The 19,676-nt window shown below is 71.9% G+C and carries 17 protein-coding genes; 9 read left to right on the top strand and 8 right to left on the bottom strand.

Features of this window, described 5'->3' with window-relative positions; genetic code table 11:
* Positions 1–22: 22 nt before the first annotated feature.
* The 3 genes from AB0L71_RS10750 to AB0L71_RS10740 form a co-directional block, all read right to left on the bottom strand.
* The gene (locus AB0L71_RS10750) at positions 23–550 is read right to left on the bottom strand and encodes a GNAT family N-acetyltransferase (RefSeq protein WP_365240580.1); all 528 of its coding nucleotides are present in this window, start codon (positions 548–550) and stop codon (positions 23–25) included.
* 106 nt (positions 551–656) lie between these two features.
* Positions 657–1,349, bottom strand: coding sequence for a class I SAM-dependent methyltransferase (locus AB0L71_RS10745; RefSeq protein WP_365240953.1), 693 nt, complete (start codon positions 1,347–1,349; stop codon positions 657–659).
* 165 nt (positions 1,350–1,514) lie between these two features.
* Positions 1,515–3,137, bottom strand: coding sequence for an IclR family transcriptional regulator C-terminal domain-containing protein (locus tag AB0L71_RS10740; RefSeq protein ID WP_365240578.1), 1,623 nt, complete (start codon positions 3,135–3,137; stop codon positions 1,515–1,517).
* 136 nt (positions 3,138–3,273) lie between these two features.
* Between AB0L71_RS10740 and AB0L71_RS10735 the strand changes: the two genes are divergently transcribed.
* From AB0L71_RS10735 to AB0L71_RS10710, 6 genes are read left to right on the top strand one after another with little or no spacing between them, the layout of a single operon-like run.
* On the top strand, positions 3,274–3,489 hold the full coding sequence (locus tag AB0L71_RS10735) for a hypothetical protein (RefSeq protein WP_365240576.1): 216 nt from the start codon (positions 3,274–3,276) through the stop codon (positions 3,487–3,489).
* A gap of 43 nt (positions 3,490–3,532) precedes the next feature.
* Entirely contained in the window at positions 3,533–4,240 is a 708-nt protein-coding gene (pcaH, locus tag AB0L71_RS10730; RefSeq protein WP_365240950.1) for a protocatechuate 3,4-dioxygenase subunit beta, read from the top strand.
* Complete coding sequence (gene pcaG, locus AB0L71_RS10725) at positions 4,237–4,806, top strand: protocatechuate 3,4-dioxygenase subunit alpha (RefSeq protein WP_365240573.1); 570 nt, start codon at positions 4,237–4,239, stop codon at positions 4,804–4,806. The genes pcaH and pcaG overlap by 4 nt, the downstream gene beginning before the upstream one ends.
* Positions 4,793–6,142, top strand: a complete 1,350-nt coding sequence (gene pcaB / locus AB0L71_RS10720; protein ID WP_365240571.1) for a 3-carboxy-cis,cis-muconate cycloisomerase — start codon at positions 4,793–4,795, stop codon at positions 6,140–6,142. The genes pcaG and pcaB overlap by 14 nt, the downstream gene beginning before the upstream one ends.
* On the top strand, positions 6,139–7,323 hold the full coding sequence (gene pcaD / locus AB0L71_RS10715; RefSeq protein ID WP_365240569.1) for a 3-oxoadipate enol-lactonase: 1,185 nt from the start codon (positions 6,139–6,141) through the stop codon (positions 7,321–7,323). Before pcaB ends, pcaD begins: the two co-directional genes overlap by 4 nt.
* Entirely contained in the window at positions 7,320–8,507 is a 1,188-nt protein-coding gene (locus AB0L71_RS10710; protein ID WP_365240567.1) for a 4-hydroxybenzoate 3-monooxygenase, read from the top strand. The genes pcaD and AB0L71_RS10710 overlap by 4 nt, the downstream gene beginning before the upstream one ends.
* A 166-nt stretch (positions 8,508–8,673) precedes the next feature.
* On the opposite strand, the gene AB0L71_RS10705 is transcribed toward AB0L71_RS10710, so the two are convergent.
* Entirely contained in the window at positions 8,674–9,603 is a 930-nt protein-coding gene (locus AB0L71_RS10705; RefSeq protein WP_365240565.1) for an NADP-dependent oxidoreductase, read from the bottom strand.
* Between the two features lie 114 nt (positions 9,604–9,717).
* On the opposite strand from AB0L71_RS10705, the gene AB0L71_RS10700 reads away from it, so the two are divergent.
* Entirely contained in the window at positions 9,718–10,203 is a 486-nt protein-coding gene (locus AB0L71_RS10700) for a MarR family transcriptional regulator (RefSeq protein WP_365240563.1), read from the top strand.
* Positions 10,204–10,267: 64 nt separating this feature from the next.
* Here AB0L71_RS10700 and AB0L71_RS10695 read toward each other — a convergent pair whose 3' ends face one another.
* Positions 10,268–10,903 carry a TetR family transcriptional regulator gene (locus tag AB0L71_RS10695; protein WP_365240561.1) on the bottom strand — a complete coding sequence of 212 codons (636 nt, stop codon included), beginning with the start codon at positions 10,901–10,903 and terminating at the stop codon, positions 10,268–10,270.
* A gap of 85 nt (positions 10,904–10,988) precedes the next feature.
* Between AB0L71_RS10695 and AB0L71_RS10690 the strand changes: the two genes are divergently transcribed.
* Positions 10,989–11,924 (top strand): ABC transporter ATP-binding protein, encoded by a 936-nt coding sequence (locus AB0L71_RS10690; RefSeq protein ID WP_365240559.1) that lies wholly within the window; start codon positions 10,989–10,991, stop codon positions 11,922–11,924.
* Entirely contained in the window at positions 11,921–13,519 is a 1,599-nt protein-coding gene (locus AB0L71_RS10685) for a hypothetical protein (RefSeq protein ID WP_365240557.1), read from the top strand. The genes AB0L71_RS10690 and AB0L71_RS10685 overlap by 4 nt, the downstream gene beginning before the upstream one ends.
* Before the next feature lie 121 nt (positions 13,520–13,640).
* Here AB0L71_RS10685 and AB0L71_RS10680 read toward each other — a convergent pair whose 3' ends face one another.
* Genes AB0L71_RS10680 through AB0L71_RS10670 form a run of 3 tightly spaced genes read right to left on the bottom strand, consistent with a single transcriptional unit; the run spans position 13,641 to position 19,596 of the window.
* Positions 13,641–15,764, bottom strand: coding sequence for an ATP-binding protein (locus AB0L71_RS10680; RefSeq protein ID WP_365240556.1), 2,124 nt, complete (start codon positions 15,762–15,764; stop codon positions 13,641–13,643).
* Positions 15,761–16,465, bottom strand: a complete 705-nt coding sequence (locus AB0L71_RS10675; protein ID WP_365240554.1) for a DUF4255 domain-containing protein — start codon at positions 16,463–16,465, stop codon at positions 15,761–15,763. The genes AB0L71_RS10680 and AB0L71_RS10675 overlap by 4 nt, the downstream gene beginning before the upstream one ends.
* Positions 16,462–19,596, bottom strand: coding sequence for a hypothetical protein (locus tag AB0L71_RS10670; RefSeq protein WP_365240551.1), 3,135 nt, complete (start codon positions 19,594–19,596; stop codon positions 16,462–16,464). The genes AB0L71_RS10675 and AB0L71_RS10670 overlap by 4 nt, the downstream gene beginning before the upstream one ends.
* Between the last annotated feature and the right edge of the window lie 80 nt (positions 19,597–19,676).

Here is a 19,676-nt window from a genome sequence, read left to right as displayed (position 1 = left end):
TGAACGTGACACCACTGGTCGCTCAGCCTTCCGTGGCCGGCCCCAGGGACTTCTCCAGCAGTGTGAACGACTTGGGTGCACCGCCCGGCTGCGGCTTGCCTGCCTTGTGGCCGACGGTCCGGTAACCGGCGTTCAGGTAGTAGGCGTTCAGACGTGTGTTGCCGGCCAGGCAGTCCAGACGAACGAACAGCCGCCCCGTCGCGGCAACGCGGCGCTCCGCAGCGTGCAGCAGAAACCGTCCCGTCCCCGGCCGGGCGTTGCTGCGGTCCACCATCAGCCGATGCACATACCCGGCCACCGGCGGCTGTGGTCCCCAGGCGTCCTCGTCCTCCCACCACAGCTCCCATGCCCCGGCCACCCGGCCATCGGCCTCGGCGAGCCAGACCTCACCACGCGCCATGCTTGTGCGGAAGTGCTCCTCATCCAACTGGCCGGGCTCCCACTGGCCGGTGATGCCCTGGGCGAGCGTCCAACGGGCAGCTTCGTCACGCAGACGAACGAGCGCGGCGAGGTCGGTGTCTTCTGCGAGGCGGAAGTGCAGATCGGTCACCTCGCGATCCTCGCACGGCTCGCAGGAGCCCTCGAAGCCGTCCCTCGGGCCGCAGTCGAGCGCCGGCGTCGTCAGCTCATCGACATTCACGAAGCTCGGGGGTGGGTCAGAACGTGCGGAAATCCTCGAATGAGGGCTCGAACGAGGGGGCAGGCAAGCGATATGCCTTGCACCGGACCGCTGGTGTGCCATGAGGTCCGACGCCGATCCCCTCACCGGGGAAAGCGTCGGGGATCACCGTCCACCCCAGGTTCCGCTCGTAGTACTGCACGGCCGTGTGCACAGACGGCCACCAGTCGTCGTCGACAACAATCAGGCCACCGGGCCGGACGATCTTGCGCAAGAAGTACAGATCGACGAAAACCTCGTGGAACCGATGGCTGCCGTCCACGAAGGCCGAGTCGGCGACGAAGCCTTCGGCCAGCAGCTGCGGGAGCGCGGTCGATGAAGGAGTGAGCAGGAGTGTGGCGATCGAGTCCAGCCCCGCAGAGCACAGCAGGTCCCAGCCGGCGTTGGCGTACTCGCGTTCTTGGAACGGGTCGATGATGATGTGCCGGGGATGCGGACGGCTGACGGTTGCCAGCGCCTCGCCGATGGCGAGCGCGGAGCCGGCGTAGGCGAGACCGACCTCCACCACCTTCTCGGCTCCCTCGGAGATCAGTAGATCGCGCAACCGGTCGCAGTGCTGCTCGGGCACCGCGACGGTCTCGAAGTCTCCCTCGCGGTCTCGGGTCCACGGCGGCCCCTGCTGGGACAGTCGGTGGCGCACCGCACGGACCCTCGACGGACCTCGGTCCATGTTCGCCACACTGATCACTCCTCGCGGTAGGACAGCACCTCACCCGCACCACCGTAGAAGGGCAGGAAAACCTGCGGGGATTAATCTACGGCGGCGGGCACGCCGTGCCCCGGGCGACCACCCACGTTGACACCAGTCCCCGAACCGACCCGTCTCGCCTCCCGTTCAGGCGGGACGGGCCGCCTCGACCGCGGCCACGTCCGCCGTGATCCGGGCGGCCGTCGCGCGCAGGGCCGGAAGGATGCCGGTGCGGACCTCGTCCGCGGAGGTGCGGCCCGCGTGCAGGGAGACGTTGACGGCCGCGACCACCGTGCCGTCGCCGCCGTGGACCGGGACGGCCACCGAACGCAGGCCCTCCTCCAACTCCTGGTCGACAAGGGCGTATCCGTCCCGGGCCACCTCGTCGAGGACGCGGTTCAGGGCCGCCGGTTCGGTGACCGTGCGGTCGGTCAGCGCTTCCGGACGGGCCGAGGCCAGCCAGGCGGCGCGCTCACCGGGCGGCAGCCCCGCGAGCAGGACCCGGCCCATCGAGGTCGCGTACGCCGGGAAGCGGGTGCCCGTGGTGATGGTGACGCTCATGATCCGGGTCGCGGCCGCACGGCCGACGTAACGGATGTCCGGCCCGTCCAGGACGGACACGGAGGCGGACTCGTGCACCTGCCGGACGAGGTCGACGAGGTGCGGCTGGGCGATCTCTCCCAGCGAGAGGCCGGCCAGGACCCGGTGACCGAGGTCGAGGACACGGGGGAGCGGCGTGAACAGCCCCTCCTCGACGGCCACATAGCCGAGCTGCGCCAGGGTCAGCAGGGAGCGGCGGGCCGTCGCACGGGCCAGACCCGTGGCCTGGGCGACGGAGGAGAGTGTCATGCCGCCGGGGGTGCCGCCCAGTGCGGCCAGCACCGCCAGGCCGCGGGCGAGCGACTGCAGGTACTCCGGTCCGAGATCCCGTTTGGCGGCGGGGGTCGGGTCCGCCGCCGGTGCGGGCGGGGTGGTGGTTGTGCCGAGGACGGCGAGGGCCTCGGTCATCCGGGCGGCGGTGCGGCGCAGCGGCTCCAGGGCGTGGCGGCGCAGGCCGTCGGCCGAGTGGCGGCTGGTGTGGCTGACGGCGCTGAGCGCGCAGACCGTGCGGCCCTCGGCGTCGCGGACCGGGACCGCGACGGCCACCAGGCCGGGCTCGATCAACTGGTCGTCCACCGACCAGCCGCGTGCGCCGGCGTCGACGGCCAGTGCTCGCAACCCGGCGTCGTCGAGGCGTGGGCCATGCGGTGCGGGCAGTGCGGGGAAGTCCTCGGGGGTGCGGGAGTGGCGGGCGGCGTACTCGTCGTCCGACCAGTCGGCGGCGAAGAGCGGTCCGGGGGCGCAGCGGTCGGCAGGCAACGCGTCCCCGATCCGGAACGAGACGGACAGTGCGCGCCGGCGGGTGTGCTGCACGACGAAACGGACGGCGTCGCCGTCCGGGACGGCGACGGACACCGACTCGTCGAGTTTGTCGGCGAGCCGGGCCGCGAGCGGGTCGAGCGCGGCGGGGATTCCGCTGCCCCGGAGGTACGCGGTGCCGAGCGCCAACAGCGGTGGTGCGAGGACGAGTTCGCGGTCCTCCTCGCGCAGGTATCCGAGTCGGACGAGCGTGGTCGCGATCCGGTCCACGGGGGAGCGGGCCAGTCCGGTCGCCTTGACGAGTGCGCTGGCCGGCATGTGGCCGCCCGGCGCACTCGCCAGGGCCCGCAGGGCCACGAGCCCTCGCTCCAGCGGCCCGACAGGTGCGTCGGCGGTGCCGTGCTGCTGCATCCGTCCTCCTCGATCGCGTAACCGTACCTATTGACAGGCAGGCGGCGGCGGACGGAGACTCGCCGCATCGTCGTTAATGAACAATAGTTCACCAGGCGAACACTGACAAGGGTGTAGCGAAGAACGGACGGATGTGATGGACAAGCTGGTGCGGTCGGCCGCCCCGTGCGACGGCTGCCATCCGACCCCGCAGGGACCTGATTCCGTGGCGGTGCCCCCGCCCAGGGTCGTCGCTCGGCCCCGTACCGCCGGAGCCGTCACCCACCGACTCGCCGCTGCCGCATCAGGCAGCGGACCCGCCGACCTCTGCATCGGCGTGGGCCGGACACCGGCCCACGCCCTGGAGCGCTGACATGACCGACACGATCCCTGACCAGGGAACCATCGACGCGGAGATGGACGCCATACGGCCGGACGGCTCCGTCCATCCCTCCCGTTCCTACGCCCCCTACCGCAGCAGCCTGCTGCGCCACCCCCGTCAGCCTGCCGTCGTCGTCCAGGAGGACCCCGACGCGGTCGAACTCACCGGCCCCGTCTTCGGCGTCACTGATGTCACGGAACTCGACTGCGACCTCACCCGCCAGCACCTGGGCGAGCCCCTGGGGGAGCGGATCACCGTCAGCGGCCGGGTCCTGGACCGCGAAGGCCGCCCGGTGCGGGGACAGCTGGTGGAGATCTGGCAGGCCAACGCCTCCGGCCGGTACGCCCATCAGCGCGACCAGCATCCCGCCCCGCTCGACCCGAACTTCACCGGTGCGGGACGCTGCCTGACCGACGACGAGGGCCGCTACCGTTTCACCAGCATCAAGCCCGGCCCCTACCCGTGGCGCAACCACCTGAACGCCTGGCGGCCCGCGCACATCCACTTCTCCCTGTTCGGCACCGCCTTCACCCAGCGCCTGATCACGCAGATGTACTTCCCGGGCGACCCGCTGTTCCGGTACGACCCGATCTTCCAGTCGATCACCGACGCCGCAGCCCGCGAACGGCTCATCGCCGCGTACGACCACGACCTGTCCGTGCCCGAGTTCTCGCTCGGCTACCACTGGGACATCGTCCTCGACGGCCCCGCGGCCACCTGGACCGAAGGAGAGCAGCGGTGAGCGACCGCCCGCAGATCACCCCCTCGCAGACCGTCGGTCCCTTCTACGGCTACGCCCTGCCCTTCGCCCGCGGCGGCGAGATCGCGCCCACCGGCGACCCGCGCACGATCACCCTGCACGGTGTGGTGCGCGACGGGAACGGCGACCCGGTCCCGGACGCCCTGCTGGAGTTCTGGCAGGCCGCCCCCGACGGATCCCGCACCGGAGCCCCCGGCTCGCTCCGCCACGACCCGGTCACCGGCGCGGTCATCGGCCGCGACGGCGTCGCCTTCACCGGCTTCGGGCGGGTGTCCACCGACGCCGACGGACACTACGCGGTACGGACCCTGCCGCCGCCCGCCGACGCCCCGTACCTCAGCGTCATCGTGTTCGCCCGCGGTCTGCTGCACCACCTCTACACCCGCGCCTATCTGCCCGGGCAGCCGCACGACACGCTGCTCGCGGGACTTTCCGAGGGGCGGCGCGAGACACTGATCATGTGTCAGGAGCGGGAGAACACCTACCGCTTCGACATCGGTATGCAGGGCGACGGCGCCGAGGAGACGGTCTTCCTTGAGTTCCGATAGCCAGAGGTCCGATGCCGCTGCCGACGTGGGCCTGCTCGCCCCCGGGCGGGTCGGCACCCCGGTCGAGACCGAGACCGGCGACCGGGCCGTCCTCCAGGCCATGCTGGACGCCGAGGCGGCACTCGCCCGCGCGCTCGGTGCGCCCGCTGGGGACTGCACCGAGATCGAGGCGGCGGCCCGCGCCGATCGCTTCGACCCGCGCGATCTCGCCGTCCGGGCCCGCGACGGCGGCAACCCCGTCATCCCCCTCGTCGCCGACCTCCGCGCGGCGGTCGGCGACCGGGCGGCCGCCTGGGTGCACCGGGGCGCCACCAGCCAGGACATCATGGACACCGCGCTGATGCTGATCGCCCGGCGGGCCCGTGTCCACCTCCTGGCCGACCTCGACACCACCGCGGACCACCTCGCCCGCCTCGCCCGGGAGCACCGCGTCACGCCCATGCCCGGCCGGACGCTCACCCAGCACGCGGTGCCCACCACCTTCGGCCTCAAGGCGGCCGGATGGCGGCAGCTGGTCCTGGACGCCCGCGACCGGCTCGCCTCGCTCCCCTTGCCGGCCCAACTCGGCGGCGCCGCAGGCACGCTGGCGGCAACCGGCCCGGTCGGACTCCTCGCCGCATACGCCGAAGCGACCGGCCTGGACGAACCGCTGCTGCCCTGGCACGTGCTGCGGACCCCCGTCGCCGAACTGGGCGCGGCACTCGCCCTGGTCGGCGGCGCCCTCGGCAAGATCGCGGCGGATGTGCTGGTCCTCTCCCGCACCGAGATCGGCGAACTGTCCGAGGGGGCGGGAGGCGGCTCCAGTGCCATGCCGCACAAGGCCAACCCGGTCCGGTCCGCCCTGATCGCCGCTGCGGCCCGTCAACTTCCCCAGCACGCAGCCACGTTGTTCTCCTCGCTCGTCGCGGAGGACGAACGTCCGGCCGGCGCGTGGCATGCCGAATGGCAGACCCTTCGGGAGGCCCTGCGTCTGGCCGGAGGAGCGGCCCGGGACGCGGCCGAACTGACCGCGGGGCTACGGGTCCACACGCAGCGGATGCACGAGCACCTCGACCTGACGGAGGGACTGATCGTCTCCGAACGCCTGGTGGCCGCGTTCGAACCGCTGGTCGGCCGCAGGGAGGCACGGAACCTGCTCACCCGCGCCTCCCACGCCGCGGCGGCCGGACGGCTGCCGCTGGAGGACGTCCTGGCCGAACAGCCGGAACTGCGTGGCCTGCTGGACCCCGCGGACCTACCGGGACTGCTCGACCCCACCCGATATCTCGGTGCCGCACCCGAACTGACCGACCGCGCACTCGGCCGCACCCCGTCACCACCTCAGGAAGACCGATGACCCTGCTGCACCACACCACCGACGGCCGTGAGGACGCGCCCGCGCTCCTGCTCGGCCCGTCCCTCGGCACCAGCCTGCGGCTGTGGGACGCCCAGGTGCCCGCGCTGGCCCGCGGTCACCGGGTCGTCCGCTACGACCTGCCCGGACACGGCGGCTCCCCGGACACCCTGCGGGGCGAGCACACGGTTGCCGAACTCGCGGCCGAGGTGCTTCGGCTGGCCGACTCGCTCTCCATCGACCGCTTCGCCCACGCGGGCGTCTCGCTCGGTGGCGCGGTCGGCGCCTGGCTGGCCGCCCACCACCCCGACCGCGTCGAGTCCCTCGCCCTGGTGTGCACGTCCGCCCGCTTCGGCGACCCGGACACCTGGCGCGAACGGGCCGCACGGGTACGCGCCGAGGGCGTGGACTGGCTCGCCGAAACGGCACCCGCCCGCTGGTTCACCACCGGTTTCACCGGCACCGCGACCGCCCGGGCGCTGATCGCCGACCAGCGTGCGGCGGTGCCGTCCGGGTACGCGGCCTGCTGCGACGCCCTGGCCGCGTACGACCTCACCGACCACCTGGCAGCGATCACCGCCCCGACCCTGGTGATCGCGGGACGGCAGGACACCGCCACCCCGCCCGTCCACGCACGCCAACTGGCCGACGGCATCGCGCACTCCACGCTCGTGGAGATCGACGGCGCCGCACACCTCGCGCCGGCCGAGCAGCCACAACGGGTCCTGCACGCGCTCCTCGACCACCTGGGCTCCACCGCCCACCGCGACGGTATGGCGGTACGGCGGTCCGTCCTGGGCGACCCCCATGTGGACCGGGCCGTCGCCTCCACCACCCCCTTCAACGCCCCCTTCCAGGATCTGATCACCCGCTACGCCTGGGGCGAGATCTGGACCCGCCCCGGACTGGACCGTCGTACCCGCAGCTGCATCACCCTCACCGCCCTGATCGCCCGGGGCCACTACGAGGAACTGGCCATGCACGTCCGTGCCGCCCGTACCAACGGGCTCAGCACGGAGGAAATCCAGGAGGTGCTGCTCCAGAGCGCCATCTACTGCGGAGTACCGGCCGCCAACACGGCCTTTGCCGTTGCCGGGCATGTCCTTGCCGAACTCGACGCCGAGGCCGCATCCGACGTTGGTGCCGCATCCGCAACCGACTTCGAAGGGAAGGACCTGTCGTGACGATCCCCTCCCACACCTCTGTGGGCATCGTCGGCGGCGGCCCGGCCGGCCTGCTGCTGGCCCGCCTGCTGCACCGGGCCGGCATCGACTGCGTCGTCCTGGAGGCCCGGGACCGCGCCTACGTCGAGCAACGGCAGCGGGCCGGAATCCTGGAGCAGGGCACCGTCGACGCGCTGCGTTCCTGTGGCGCCGCCGACCGCCTGGACCGCGAGGGCCTGGTCCACGACGGCATCGAACTGCGCTGGAACCGGCGCAGCCACCGGATCGACTTCCCCTCGCTGACCGGTGGACGCCGGGTCTGGGTCTACGCCCAGACAGAAGTCGTCAAGGACCTGATCGCCCTCCAGCTTGCCGACGGGGCACCGCTCCTGTTCGAAGCCCCGGTCACCGCCGTGGTCGGGGCCGACACCGACCGGCCCGTCATCCACTACACCCACGAGGGCACCGATCGCACCCTCACCTGCGACTACGTCGTGGGCTGCGACGGTTTCCACGGTGTGGTCCGCCGCGCGATACCCGAGGGCGAGCTCCACACCGCCGAGCGGGTCTACCCGTACTCCTGGCTCGGCATCCTCGCCGACGTACCGCCCTCCTGCGACGAACTGATCTACGCTCATTCCCCGCGCGGTTTCGCCCTGCACAGCATGCGCTCGCCCTCGGTGAGCCGCCTGTACCTGCAAGTGCCGAACGGCAGCGATCCGGCCTCCTGGACCGACGCACAGATCTGGGACGAGCTGGAGGCCCGCTTCGCCGTGGACGGCGACTGGAAGCTGGACCGGGGGCCGATCACCCAGCGGTCCGTCCTCCCCATGCGCAGCTTCGTCACCGAACCGATGCGCTGGGGCCGCGTCCTGCTCGCCGGCGACGCCGCCCACATCGTGCCCCCGACCGGCGCCAAGGGCCTCAACCTCGCCGCCTCCGACGTCGTCGTGCTCGCCCGCGCCTTCGCACAGTGGGCGGCGACCGGTACGAACGCCGGGCTCGACGCCTACTCCGACACCTGCCTGAAGCGGATCTGGCGGGCCGAGCACTTCTCCTGGTTCATGACCACGACCCTGCACACCGCCCCCGACCAGAGCGCGTTCGACACCCGGCTGCAACTCTCCCAGCTCGACCGCATCGCCGCCTCCCCGCACGCCGCGGCGGAACTGGCGGAGAACTACGCGGGGCTCCCCGTGGGTTGAACCGACATCTGCGGGAAGACGGAAGGAGGCGGAGGCGCCTGCGTGCCTGCGCCGCGCCCCCGCTCCGTCTGCACCCCCGGAGATCGTTAATCAACTCGGTGGATGCCAGGACCGCGGATCCTCGCGGGAGGGCCGCCGGGCCTGCGTAACGCATCTGTCCTCACGCTCAGGGGACGAGGACGGTTTTGCCGTGGAGAGCGCCCTGGTCGGCCTCGGCGTGGACGGCGGGGAGCTCGGCCAGGGGACGGCGTCCGGCGGCGTCAATGCGGATCCGGCCGTTGGCGGCGAGGTCGAGGAGGTGGCCGAGCTGTCCGGCGTCGCTGCGGACGGCCATGCGGACGACCTTCACGTCGCGGCCGGGCTCGGTGCTCGGCGGGGTGGTGGCGGTGACGAAGGTGCCGCCGTCCGCGGTGAGGGCGGCGAGGTCGTCGGTGTCCTCCGGCGTGGTGGGCACGAGGTTGAGGACCACGTCGAAGGACCCCTTCGCGGTCTCGGTGACAGCGGCCCGGGTGTAGTCGAGGACGTCGTCCGCACCGAGGTCGCGCACCCGCTGCGTGCTGCGGGGGCTCGCGGTGGCGGTGACGTGCGCGCCCTCGCGGTGGGCGAACTGGATCGCGTAGCCGCCGACGGCGCCGCCGCCTCCGTTGACCAGGAGCCGCCGGCCGGCCTTCAGGCCACCGTGCTCGAACAGGGCCTGCCAAGCGGTGAGAGCGACGCCAGGGAGGGCGGCGGCTTCCACCGGATCGACGCCGTCCGGCAGGATCGCCAGGACGTCGGCGGGGGCGAGGACGTATGCGGCGGCGGCGCCGTCCGTGTGCAGGGGCAGGAACCCGGCCACCCTCGCGCCTTCGCCGAGGCCGGTGACCTCGGGGCCGAGGGCGGCGATGGTGCCGGAGACGTCCACGCCCGGCACATGCGGCAGTTGCAGGGGCAGCATCTCGCGCAGGTATCCGGCGCGGATCGCGGCGTCGGCGGGGTTGAACGAGGTGGCGGTGACCTTCACCAGCACCTGTCCCGGGCCGGGGACGGGGACAGGGACCTCCTCCAGTACCAGCACGGTGGCATCGCCGTAGTCGTGGTAGCGCACTGCCTTCATCGTCTGTCTCCGTTCCCTGCGGTCCGGCCCGGTCCGGCCGTCCGAAGTGTTTCCAATTCGAAGCAGTTCCGGACGGTAACATGCTTCCGATTGGAAACAAATTCTGGAGGGGTGATGGCGCTCGACCCGCGGAGGACGGAGGCCTACTTCGCACTGATGGAGGCGGGGGGACTGCTTCAGCTACTGATGGAGGAGCAGTGTCAGCGCGACGGCGACATCAGCTATCTGCAGTTCTTTCTGCTGGCTCGGCTGGCCCAGGCGCCGGGAGGGCGGATGCGGATGACGGAGCTGGCCGACACCGTGGTGCACAGCCGCAGTGGCCTGAGCTATCAGGCGGGCAAGCTGGAGAAGGCGGAGTTGCTGCGGCGGGAGCCGTCCCCGGGCGACGAGCGGTCGGTGACCGCCGTCATCACGGAGGAGGGGCGCCGAAGGCTGGAGCAGGTGCTCCCTGGGCATGTCTCTGTGGTCGAGCGCGGGATGTTCGACGTGCTGGACGATGAGCAGGCCGCCGCGCTCGCCGGGACCCTCGGCGTCGTACGGGACCGGCTGCGCACACTGGTGCCGTCCTCTGCCGAACGGCGCCGCCGGGCCCGCGACTGATCTTCAGTGGTCTCTGCGCCTCCTCGCGCCGCGGCCGGCCCTGCCGTGCTCGGTCCGGGCAAGGTCAGCGGTGGGCGCCGGTGAGGTACCGCTGGACGGCGGGGGCGACGGCGCGCACCAGCTCGGCACTCGGCATCTCCGCCAGTGGCGGAGCCTTGACGACGTGGCGTGCGATCGCGACGCCCAAGAGGTGGGAGAGGGCCAGGGCGACGCCCTGGACACGTTGCGCGTCATCCGTGCCGCCGCTGCTTGTTCCGGACAGGACCCGTTCCTGCATGGCGGTGCCGAGAAAGGTGCGCAGCAGGTCCATGGCCTTGGGGCTGGTGACGGCAGATCGGAAGATCGCTGCAACGACCGGCCCGGAGTCGGGTGATTCCCACAGGTCGAAGTAGGTCTCCGCCAGGCGTTCACCGACCGTCGCGGGGTCGCCCTGGAGAGCGGCGGCGAGTTGCTCGGGGGCAGAGGTGCGGTCGGCGAGGGTGGCCGTGATGAGCCCGTTCTTGTCGCCGTAGAAGTGGCGGATCAAGCCGGTGTCCACACCGGCCTTCGCGGCGATGGCCCGCATGGATGCCCCGTCGTAGCCGTGTTCGGCGAACAGCTCCCGCGCCGCGGCCAGGATCGCCTGTCTCGTGCCTGACTTGCCGGCCCGGCGCCCGCCGGGGTTCTTGCGGCCTGTCGCCTGCTCCATCGCCTCGCTCACCTCGACAACGTACCAACCCTCGTTGACTTCCACACTTGTGGAGTTCTACGGTCGTGGAAATATCGGACACCACGAAGGAAGACAGATGGCCTCCCAGGATGCGGTGATCGACGTCGAGGGACTCATAAAGTCCTTCGGCAGGTTCCAGGCGCTCAAGGGCCTGGACCTTCAGGTGAGGAGGGGAGAGGTGCACGGCTTCCTCGGGCCGAACGGCGCGGGCAAGTCCACGACCATCCGAGTCCTGCTCGGGCTGCTGAACTCCGACGCCGGCCGCGTGCGGCTCCTCGGCGGCGACCCGTGGAAGGACGTCACCGGCCTGCACCGCCGCCTGGCCTACGTGCCCGGCGACGTCTCGCTCTGGCCGGGCATGACCGGCGGGGAGGCGATCGACCTGCTGGGCGCGCTGCGGGGCGGAATCGACGAGCAGCGCCGGGCGGAGTTGGTCGAGCGCTTCGAACTGGACCCGACCAAGCGGGGCCGGCAGTACTCCAAGGGCAATCGGCAGAAGGTCGCCATCGTCGCCGCACTCGCCTCCGACGTCGAGCTGCTGATCCTGGACGAGCCCACCAGCGGCCTCGACCCGCTGATGGAGGCCGTGTTCCAGGAGGTCGTCGGGGAGGCCAAGGAGCGAGGGACGACCGTGCTGCTGTCCAGCCACATCCTGTCCGAGGTGGAGGCGCTGGCCGACCGGATCAGCATCATCCGGGACGGGAAGGTCGTGGAGACCGGCACCCTCGATCAGCTGCGCGGGCACGCCCGCACCAGCATCCACGCCGTCCTCGAACGCGTCCCTGACGACGAGGCCGGCGCCACGCGCGTGTGGGCGCAGATACCGGTCCTGGAGGACGTTCGCCTGGACGGGCGGCGGCTGACCGCGAGTGTGGACTCCGCGCGGATCACCGAGGCCATGACCGCCCTCGCCCCCTACGGGTTCACGTCCCTGACGGTCGCGCCGCCGTCGTTGGAGAGCCTGTTCCTGAGCCACTACGGCAACGACGACGACGTGCGAGGCACCCGATGAGTCATGCCCTCGCACTCACCGGCACGCGGCCGCTGCTGCGGGCCTCCCTCAGGCAGGAGGCTCGCGGCTTCGCCCCGTGGATCGCGGCGGTGACCGCGCTGTCGGCGTCTTCGATCCTGGCGTACGCGTTCCTCTTCCCCGACGCCTCCGACCGCAAGGCGCTCGCCGCCGCCGTCGGCGGCAACCCCGCCCTCAGCCTGATCTTCGGCCCCGCACGCGACCTGTCCACCACCGAGGGCTTCAACACCTGGCGCTCGCTCGCCCTGGGCGGCTTCCTCACCGCGCTGATGGCGGTCTTCGCCGTGATCCGGGCCAGCCGCGCCCAGGAGGACTCCGGACAGGCCGAACTCCTCGCCTCCGGTGTGATGGACCGCTCCACCCGCCTTGCCGTCGCCGTCATCCAGACCGGTCTCGCCTGCCTCGCTGTCGGCGTCGTCTCCTGCCTGGTGACCGGCCTGTGCGGCAGTGCCTGGGCCGACGCCGTACTGCTGTCGGCGACGTTCACCGTCACCGGCCTGATGTTCGCCGCCGTCGCCGCGGTCACCGCCCAGCTCGGCTCCGACGCCCGCACCGCCTCCACCCTCGCTGTCGCCGTCCTGGGCTGCCTCTTCCTGCTGCGCGGCTACCTCGACAGCATGGACTTCGGTGACTGGGTCACCTGGACCACCCCGCTCGGCTGGATGGAACGCACCGAACCCGGCACCGGGAACACCTGGTGGCCGCTGTTGCCCGGACTTCTCCTCGCCGTCGTCCTGCTGGCCGTCGCCTTCGCGCTGCAGGCCCGCCGCGACTTCGGCCAGGGCGCCCTCGCACCGCGACCCGGACCCGCACGCGGCACCGCCCGCTCCTCCTTCGGCCTCGCCTGGAGGCTCAACCGGGGCCCGCTGATGTCCTGGACCGCCGCGTTCGTGCTCCTCGGCGTCGTCTTCGGGAACTTCTCCACCTCGGTGACCGACTTGCTCACCGACAACCCAGCCGCTGCCGCCGTGCTTGCCTCCGGCGCCACCACTCCCGACGCCCTGGTCGCCTCCTTCCTCGTCACGATCCTGTCCCTGATCGGGATCATCGCCGCGATCAGTGGCGTGCAGACCATGCTCAAGGTCCGCAGCGAGGAGATGGAGGACCGGGTCGAACCCGTCCTCGCCGGCGCTGTAGGCCGCCCCTCCTACCTCGGCAGCAACATCATCATCGCCCTGACCGGCCCCACCCTCGGCGTCCTTGTCGCCGGGGTTCTGGTCGCTGTGATCGCGGGCACCGCCGACATCGGCGTGAGCATCGGCGACGTCCTCCTGCAGACGGTCGCGACTGTCCCGGCAGTGTGGACCGCGACGGCCGTGTCCGTCGCTGTCGTCGGGGCCCGCCCCCAGGTCAGGATCGCCGCCTGGATCGGGGTGCTGGCGTCCTTCGCCCTCACCCTCCTCGGCCCCACTTTCAAACTCCCCGGCTGGGCGCTGGGGATCAACCCCTTCCGCCACGTCCCGCACGTCACCGCCGCCAGCCCCGACTGGCCCGGCCTTGCCTGGATCACCCTCGCCACCGCCGCCTTCCTCACCCTCGGCCTGGCCGGCTTCCGCCGCCGCGACCTCGCCCGCTGAACCTCCGGGCCGGACGGCTCTGCTCCCTGCGGCGCGGTCCGGCCTGGCAGGCGGACCCGGTCAGCTGCGCACCGTATGCGCGGGACGCTGCCGCCGGAGTGCGATGCGGACGGAACCCCCGTCAGCCGACGCGCCCCCGCGCCCCCTCCAGCCACGGGCTGAACTCGCGCTCCAGAACCAGTCGGCCGAGTTTGCGGTACTCCGCGAGGACGGCCGCGACGAGCTGCTCCATGGTGAGCGGATTCCCCGAATTCGCCGCCTGGTAGGCAGCGGTCACCGCGCAGGCCCGGATCGACCCTCCCGTCAGTTCGAAGCGCTCCGCGCAGAGCTCCAGGTCGAGGTCGGCGTCGCGTGGGATCGAAGAACCGAGGCAGCGGTCCCACAACGCCAGTCGCTGCCGGGCGTCCGGCACGGGGAAGTCCGCGACCACGTCCAGACGGCGGATGAAGGCCGTGTCGAGGTTGGCCCGCAGATTGGTGGTGAGCACGGCGATACCGTCGAAGGACTCGATCCGCTGCAACAGGTAGGCCGACTCCACGTTGGCGTGGCGGTCCTGCGCGTCCTTGACCTCCGAGCGTTTCCCGAAGACGGCGTCCGCCTCGTCGAACAGCAGGATCGCGTTGACATCGGACGCCTCGACGAAGATCCTCTCCAGATTCTTCTCGGTCTCACCGATGTACTTGTCCACCACGGTCGACAGGTCCACCACGTACAGCTCCATGCCGAGCTCCGACGCGACCACCTCGGCGGACATGGTCTTGCCGGTGCCGGACTCCCCGGCGAACAGGGCGACGACGCCCCGCCCCCGCCCGCCCCCCGGCCGCATCCGCCATTGACCGAGCACCTGCTCGCGGTGGCGTGCGCGCAGGGCGAGTTCGGACAACTGGTGGAGGGTCGCGGACGGCAGCACGAGGTCGTCCCAGCCGACCGCGGGCTCGATGCGGCGGGCGAGTCGTTCGAGCCCGGCGCCGTTCTGTGCCCGGACCGCCGTACGCAGATCCGCGGCATCCACCGGCCGCTGCTCCACGGCAGCCAGTCGGGTGGCGACGGCGGCGGCCTTGCGCACCTGCTCCGAGTCGAGCCGGTAGGTGACGGCCGCCTCCATGAGGTGCTGGTCGGCCGGCACCTGCCCGCCGGGAGGTGCGAGCGGGGCCCCGGTCTCGGCGAACGCCCGGCGCCACTGCCGTGCCACACCTGCGGGGCCGAGGGGCAGCACCCGGACCGGAACGGGGCTCTCGCGGGACCACAGGGGGTCCCAGTTCTTCTTCCCGTACACGATCAGCGGAGCACCGCTGACCGCCGCGCACAGCGCACCCAGAACCCGGGCACCCTCGGGCCGCTCGGGTGCGAGTGCTTCGAGGGGGCCGAGCACAAGACCGCCGGCACTCAATCGGGCCTCGGTCGCCAGCATCTGCACGCGCTCCGTCGGCTCGGGCGCGGTGGCGAGCGCCCCGATGTCGACCACCAGCGGACGGCGCCCCGCGGCGAGAAGCGCCTCGACCGCGAGCCGGCCGGGGTCACCTCCCCGGTCGAGGAGATGCACCAGGCCGCCGCCCGTGCCCAGCGCCGCCGCGACCCGGAGGACCTCCGGGCCCGGGTCGGCTTCCTCCCCGTACCCGGCCACCCGGACGAGGCCGCGCAGCCTCCCGTCGGTCTCGTCGTCGCCGAGCAGGTACGCGGTGACCCGGTCGGGCACGCGCAACACCCGTGAAAGCAGCGGTCGTTCGTCCTCCATTACCTCCAGCAGCCCGCCCGCGACGAGTGGGGCGGAGGGCGAGAACCGGAAACGGCCACTACTTGCCGCGGGCAGCCCGCAGAGTTCGAGCGCCAGGCCGATGGTCGGCCTGCGCCGGCCGAGGTCGTCGTTGAGGTAGCCGTAGAGCCGCTCGAACCGGGGGTCGATGTCCGGTGCCATCGCGACGAGCAGAAGCTCGATGTCCAGCGGTACCAACGCGAAGTTCTCGGCGAGCCGCCCGAGCCGGCTCCCGGGCGGGAGAAACGGAGCGGGCGCGCCACCGTGATCCGGTACGGGGGTGAACGCGTCACGCGACTCCAGGATCCGCTCGGCGGCCTCCGGGGTGAGGTACTGCCCCCGGTACGGATCGTCCGGATCCGGATCGACCGACCGTCGGGCCGCCACCGTGCGCCTGACCCGCTCCTCCACGTGCCCCAGCCGCTCCCAGAGGGCCTCCACGGCCGTGGTCGAACCGTCGTGAACGACGGGGGACTGCTGAACCGTGGTCACCGGGCCGCACTCCCACGTCTGCGCCGACCGGGCGGCAACTGCCGTTCACGTTCCGCGGCGAAGCCCTGCCCGCCGGGGTCCGAAGCCCCGTCGTAGCGCAGCCGACGTCCCGCTCCGGTGCCGTCGCCATCCCGGCCGGGGGCTGCCTGCACCACCAGCCCCTCGGTGACCGGTGGCCCGGCGGGTGTCCGCTCGCCGGCCAGCGGCGCCCACACCCGCAGGTCGATCGAGGCCTTGATCCCACCGCCGAGCGCGGACCACACGTCCACGGTGGACGCCCGGTCCGGTCCCGGGGAGGCCGCCTCGATCTCCACGGTCAGCCCGAGTTCGGCGAGGGTGCCCGTGTGCATCCGGGCGGGCAGTACGTCCGAGCGCACCAGGCAGCCCAACACCTCGGAGAGCAGGCGGTGTTCGTCCTGCGGACGATTGGTCCAGGCGGTCACCAGATAGGTCAGTTCGAACCAGCGGGGCGGGGTCCGCCGACCGGTGACCATTCCCCGGTCGTCGTACTCCTCGGCGGTGCCGGTGCGGCGCCGGGCCGCGTCCTCACGGATGCCGTGGAGGAAGAGACTGACCGTGGGCGCGTTGCGCCGCGCGGACCACTCCTTCGTCGGTGCGTCGAAGACCAGATCGACCCCGCTCTCCTGGATGCCGGCGTCGACCAGCAACAGGCGCAGCCCCTCGTCGACTTCGTGGATCATCGGCGCCCCACCTCGTCCGGCGGGACGAGGGTTCCGCTGACCACCAGGAAGGGCGTGGTGACCGGACTGAACCCGGGCCCCTCGGCGGTGATCGTACGGGGACCCGTCTGGTCCTTCACCAGGATCAGCAACTGCGCGATGAACGTACCGTCCCGGCGGGGGAGGGTGCGGGGTGCGGCTGCCGTGATCCCGGGCTTCCAACTGAGCTTCACCGGTGCCCCGGGCGGGAAGTCCTTGCCCCGGACGGAGGTGACGAACCCCGGTTTGCCGACGGCCGGCACCGCGACGATACGGGGCTGGAGGATGCGCAGCGGGACCCTGGAGACGTTGTCACCGGGATCGGCGTCGGTACCGGTCGTGGTCAGCTTCCCCGTGATGGCCGTCCGCAGCGCCCGGTTCGGCGCGAGCACCACCCGGACGACCGCGGAGGTTCTCGGCGCCAGATCGGGCAGCGTGCACGCGCGGGCCGAGCAGCCCGCCGGCAGCTTGGCCACCGGGACCTTCGCAGGCAGTCCGAGTTTCAGCCGCAGCCCGGTGGCGAGCGCGTTCCGGCCGTTGCGCACGGTGTACGTGACCACCACGCGCCCGCCGACATAGCCCGGGCTGGGCTGGGCCCGCACCACGACGCCGGGCCCAGCCTCGGGCTCGGGTGGTGAAGGGGGTGAGGGGGTGGAGGGAGACGGGGTGGGTGTCGGCGTCGCGTCCTGGACCGGGACCACCGTCTCGGTGGCGTTGTCCGTGGGGTTCGGGTCGAGCACGGCTCCGGCGACCGACCAGCCGATCCGCTGGTCTCCCGCCGTCACGCCGGTGAGCTTCACGGTGACGTCCACGGAGACCCCGGGCCGCAGCACGCCGAGGTCGCACTGCGGCTCCCCGGCGGTGCAGGACTTGGTGGGGGTGGTGAGCTCCTCCAGCCGCACCCCGGGCGGAACGTCGGCGGTGAACGTGGTGCCGGGGGAGGGCGCGGGGCCCCGGTTGGTGACGGTGACCGTCACCGATACGGAGGATCCGGTCTCCACCGTGGGCCCGGTGGGCGGTGCGGTCAGAGACAGGTCGACCGACTGCTGGAAGGTGGGTTCCTTCTGCCGGCCGGTGAGGCCGTTGTCGAACGGGGACAGCGTCCCGGTGGCGAGGTCGAGTACGGACAGCTGCTCCGGCGAGTTGGGCGCCAGTGCTCTGCGTGAACTCAGTACCAGTCGTTCCGCGTCCGCCGACCAGGCCACGTCGCGGGGCTGGAAAGGCCCGGTCACCGAGGTATCCGGAATGTTTTGGCTGCAGGCCTCGGGGTTGTCGCGCTGCACGGACGGGAGCACCACCCGGCAGCCTTTGCCGGACGGCGAGGTGATGAGGACTCCCGCTCGCTCGTTGACCCGGCCGCCGCCGTCCTTCCGGTTGAAGGCGAGCGAGCTGCCGTCGGGGGAGAACGCGGGGCTGTCGTCGATCACCTTGCACTCGCCGGGGCAGGCGGTGACGCTCAGGTCCCGCTGCTTGGCCAGGGCCGCCACCGGCACGGTCCAGACGTGCTTGATGCCGCCGAGTCCCCGGATCACATGGTTGCGAGTGAAGGCGAGCATGGTGCCGTCCGACGACCAGGTCGGCTGTGCGTCCTGGCCCACCTGCTGCCCGTCCGGCGGAACGATCTCACCGATGATCGCTCCCGTCGAGGCGTTCGCGATGAGCACCTTGCTCGGCCCGGCAGCGTCACCGACCCCGCCGGGTGAGGTCCTGGTGAAGGCCAGCTTGGAGCCGTCGGGCGAGAAAGTGGGGTCGGTGTCCCAGTCACGGGGACCGCGTCCGGCGAGCGGCATCGCTGCCGCGTTCGTTCCGTCGGCGTCGGCCAGCCAGATCCGTTCGATGCGCCCGGCGTCCGAGTTCTCGAAGCGGGTCACGGCGATGCGCCTGCCGTCCGGGGTGTAGTTCTGCCGCTCGGTCCACGGGTCGTGGCCCGGTTCCGGGTCGAACAGCGGGTCCTTGGCGGGGTCGGTGTTGGTCCTGGCCGCCGGGTCCTCGTGCAGCAGGGTCAGTCCGAGGTCCCGCGGGTCCGAACCGTCCTGCCTGACGTCCTGGAGCGTCGCCGTGTCGGGCTCCGGGGTGCTCGTCCGGGCGACGATCGCGGTTCCGGAGTTGTCCGGTCCGAGCCAGGTGGGCGACTCGACCGCACGGTCCTCGTCGAGCACCATCAGTGGTTCGGTGACGGAGAAGGCGGTCGCCCGGTAGACGTGGTCGTGGGTGTTGCACCCGCAGACGATGTTGGGACTGAGGAAGATCAGGTCGTTCCCGCCCGGGAGCCACGCGGCCGAGCGGGTGCCCCACTCGGCCTGGGTGCCGGCCAGCAGGGGGCGGTCGGTTCCGCGCCCCTCGGTGACCCGGAGCCGCGGCCCGGTGTCCTCGTCCGTCTCCAGGGTGTACGCGACCCGGGCGCGGTGGGCGTCGTCGTTCACCGGGTTCCACACCGGCTCGGTCGCATCGCCGGCCGGGCCGTCACTGATCCTGGTCACCGGGCCACCGGACAGGGCCCGTTCGTAGATCTGCCGACCGCGCACGGGATCGCGGTCACTGGAGTACGCGATCCGGGTGCCGTCGGGGGAGAACGTCGGAGAGGTCTCGTCGGACGCCGTGTCCGTCAGCCTCCGCAGACCGGAGCCGTCGACGCCGACCGACCACAGATCACGCTGAACGGTGTTCCCCGGCCCCGGTTCCGCCGAGTCGAACACCACGGTCCTTCCGTCCGGGGAGAGTTCGGGGTGTGCGGCGTTCCGGCCGATGGTGAGCCTGCGTACCGCCTGGTCCGCGCCGCGCACGTACACCTGCGGGTGCACTTCGTCCCGCAGGCTGGTGAAGACCATCGACCCGCCGCGTACCGAGGGGTCCTGGTCGTAGTGGGCGGGCCCGGAACCGAACAGCGGGTCACTGGTCTTCGGATCGGAGACCTTGCCGAGGCTGCGGTGCCCGGTACCGGCGAAGGCGATGCGTCCGGTGTCCGCCGGGGCCTCGTCGGCCGCCGCTGCGGCTCTGGGCGCACCCTGCGGAGCGGCCACCGAACCTGCCACCAGCAGCGGTGCCAGCAGCACCACGACACCCGTCAGCCGACGCAGCCGGGATTGCCGCGCCGGGCCAGCAGTGCCGCTCACGGGCCCCACCTCACAGTCTGGTTGACGACTCGCCCCCTCAAGCATCGTGCGCCCGCGGGACCTGAGGACAGGCCCCAGGG

The organism is Streptomyces sp. NPDC052052, from assembly GCF_040680455.1.
Taxonomy (GTDB): Bacteria; Actinomycetota; Actinomycetes; order Streptomycetales; family Streptomycetaceae; genus Streptomyces.
This window is presented reverse-complemented; position numbering and strand designations above follow the sequence as displayed.

Excerpts from the sequence above, each read along its gene's own strand:
- AB0L71_RS10705 (WP_365240565.1), bottom strand. The coding sequence starts at position 9,603 with ATGAAGGCAGTGCGCTACCACGACTACGGCGATGCCACCGTGCTGGTA.
- pcaH (WP_365240950.1), top strand. The coding sequence starts at position 3,533 with ATGGACGCCATACGGCCGGACGGCTCCGTCCATCCCTCCCGTTCCTAC.
- AB0L71_RS10700 (WP_365240563.1), top strand. The coding sequence starts at position 9,718 with ATGGCGCTCGACCCGCGGAGGACGGAGGCCTACTTCGCACTGATGGAG.
- AB0L71_RS10690 (WP_365240559.1), top strand. The coding sequence starts at position 10,989 with ATGGCCTCCCAGGATGCGGTGATCGACGTCGAGGGACTCATAAAGTCC.
- AB0L71_RS10735 (WP_365240576.1), top strand. The coding sequence starts at position 3,274 with ATGGACAAGCTGGTGCGGTCGGCCGCCCCGTGCGACGGCTGCCATCCG.
- AB0L71_RS10675 (WP_365240554.1), bottom strand. The coding sequence starts at position 16,465 with ATGATCCACGAAGTCGACGAGGGGCTGCGCCTGTTGCTGGTCGACGCC.
- AB0L71_RS10685 (WP_365240557.1), top strand. The coding sequence starts at position 11,921 with ATGAGTCATGCCCTCGCACTCACCGGCACGCGGCCGCTGCTGCGGGCC.
- pcaD (WP_365240569.1), top strand. The coding sequence starts at position 6,139 with ATGACCCTGCTGCACCACACCACCGACGGCCGTGAGGACGCGCCCGCG.
- AB0L71_RS10740 (WP_365240578.1), bottom strand. The coding sequence starts at position 3,137 with ATGCAGCAGCACGGCACCGCCGACGCACCTGTCGGGCCGCTGGAGCGA.
- AB0L71_RS10745 (WP_365240953.1), bottom strand. The coding sequence starts at position 1,349 with ATGGACCGAGGTCCGTCGAGGGTCCGTGCGGTGCGCCACCGACTGTCC.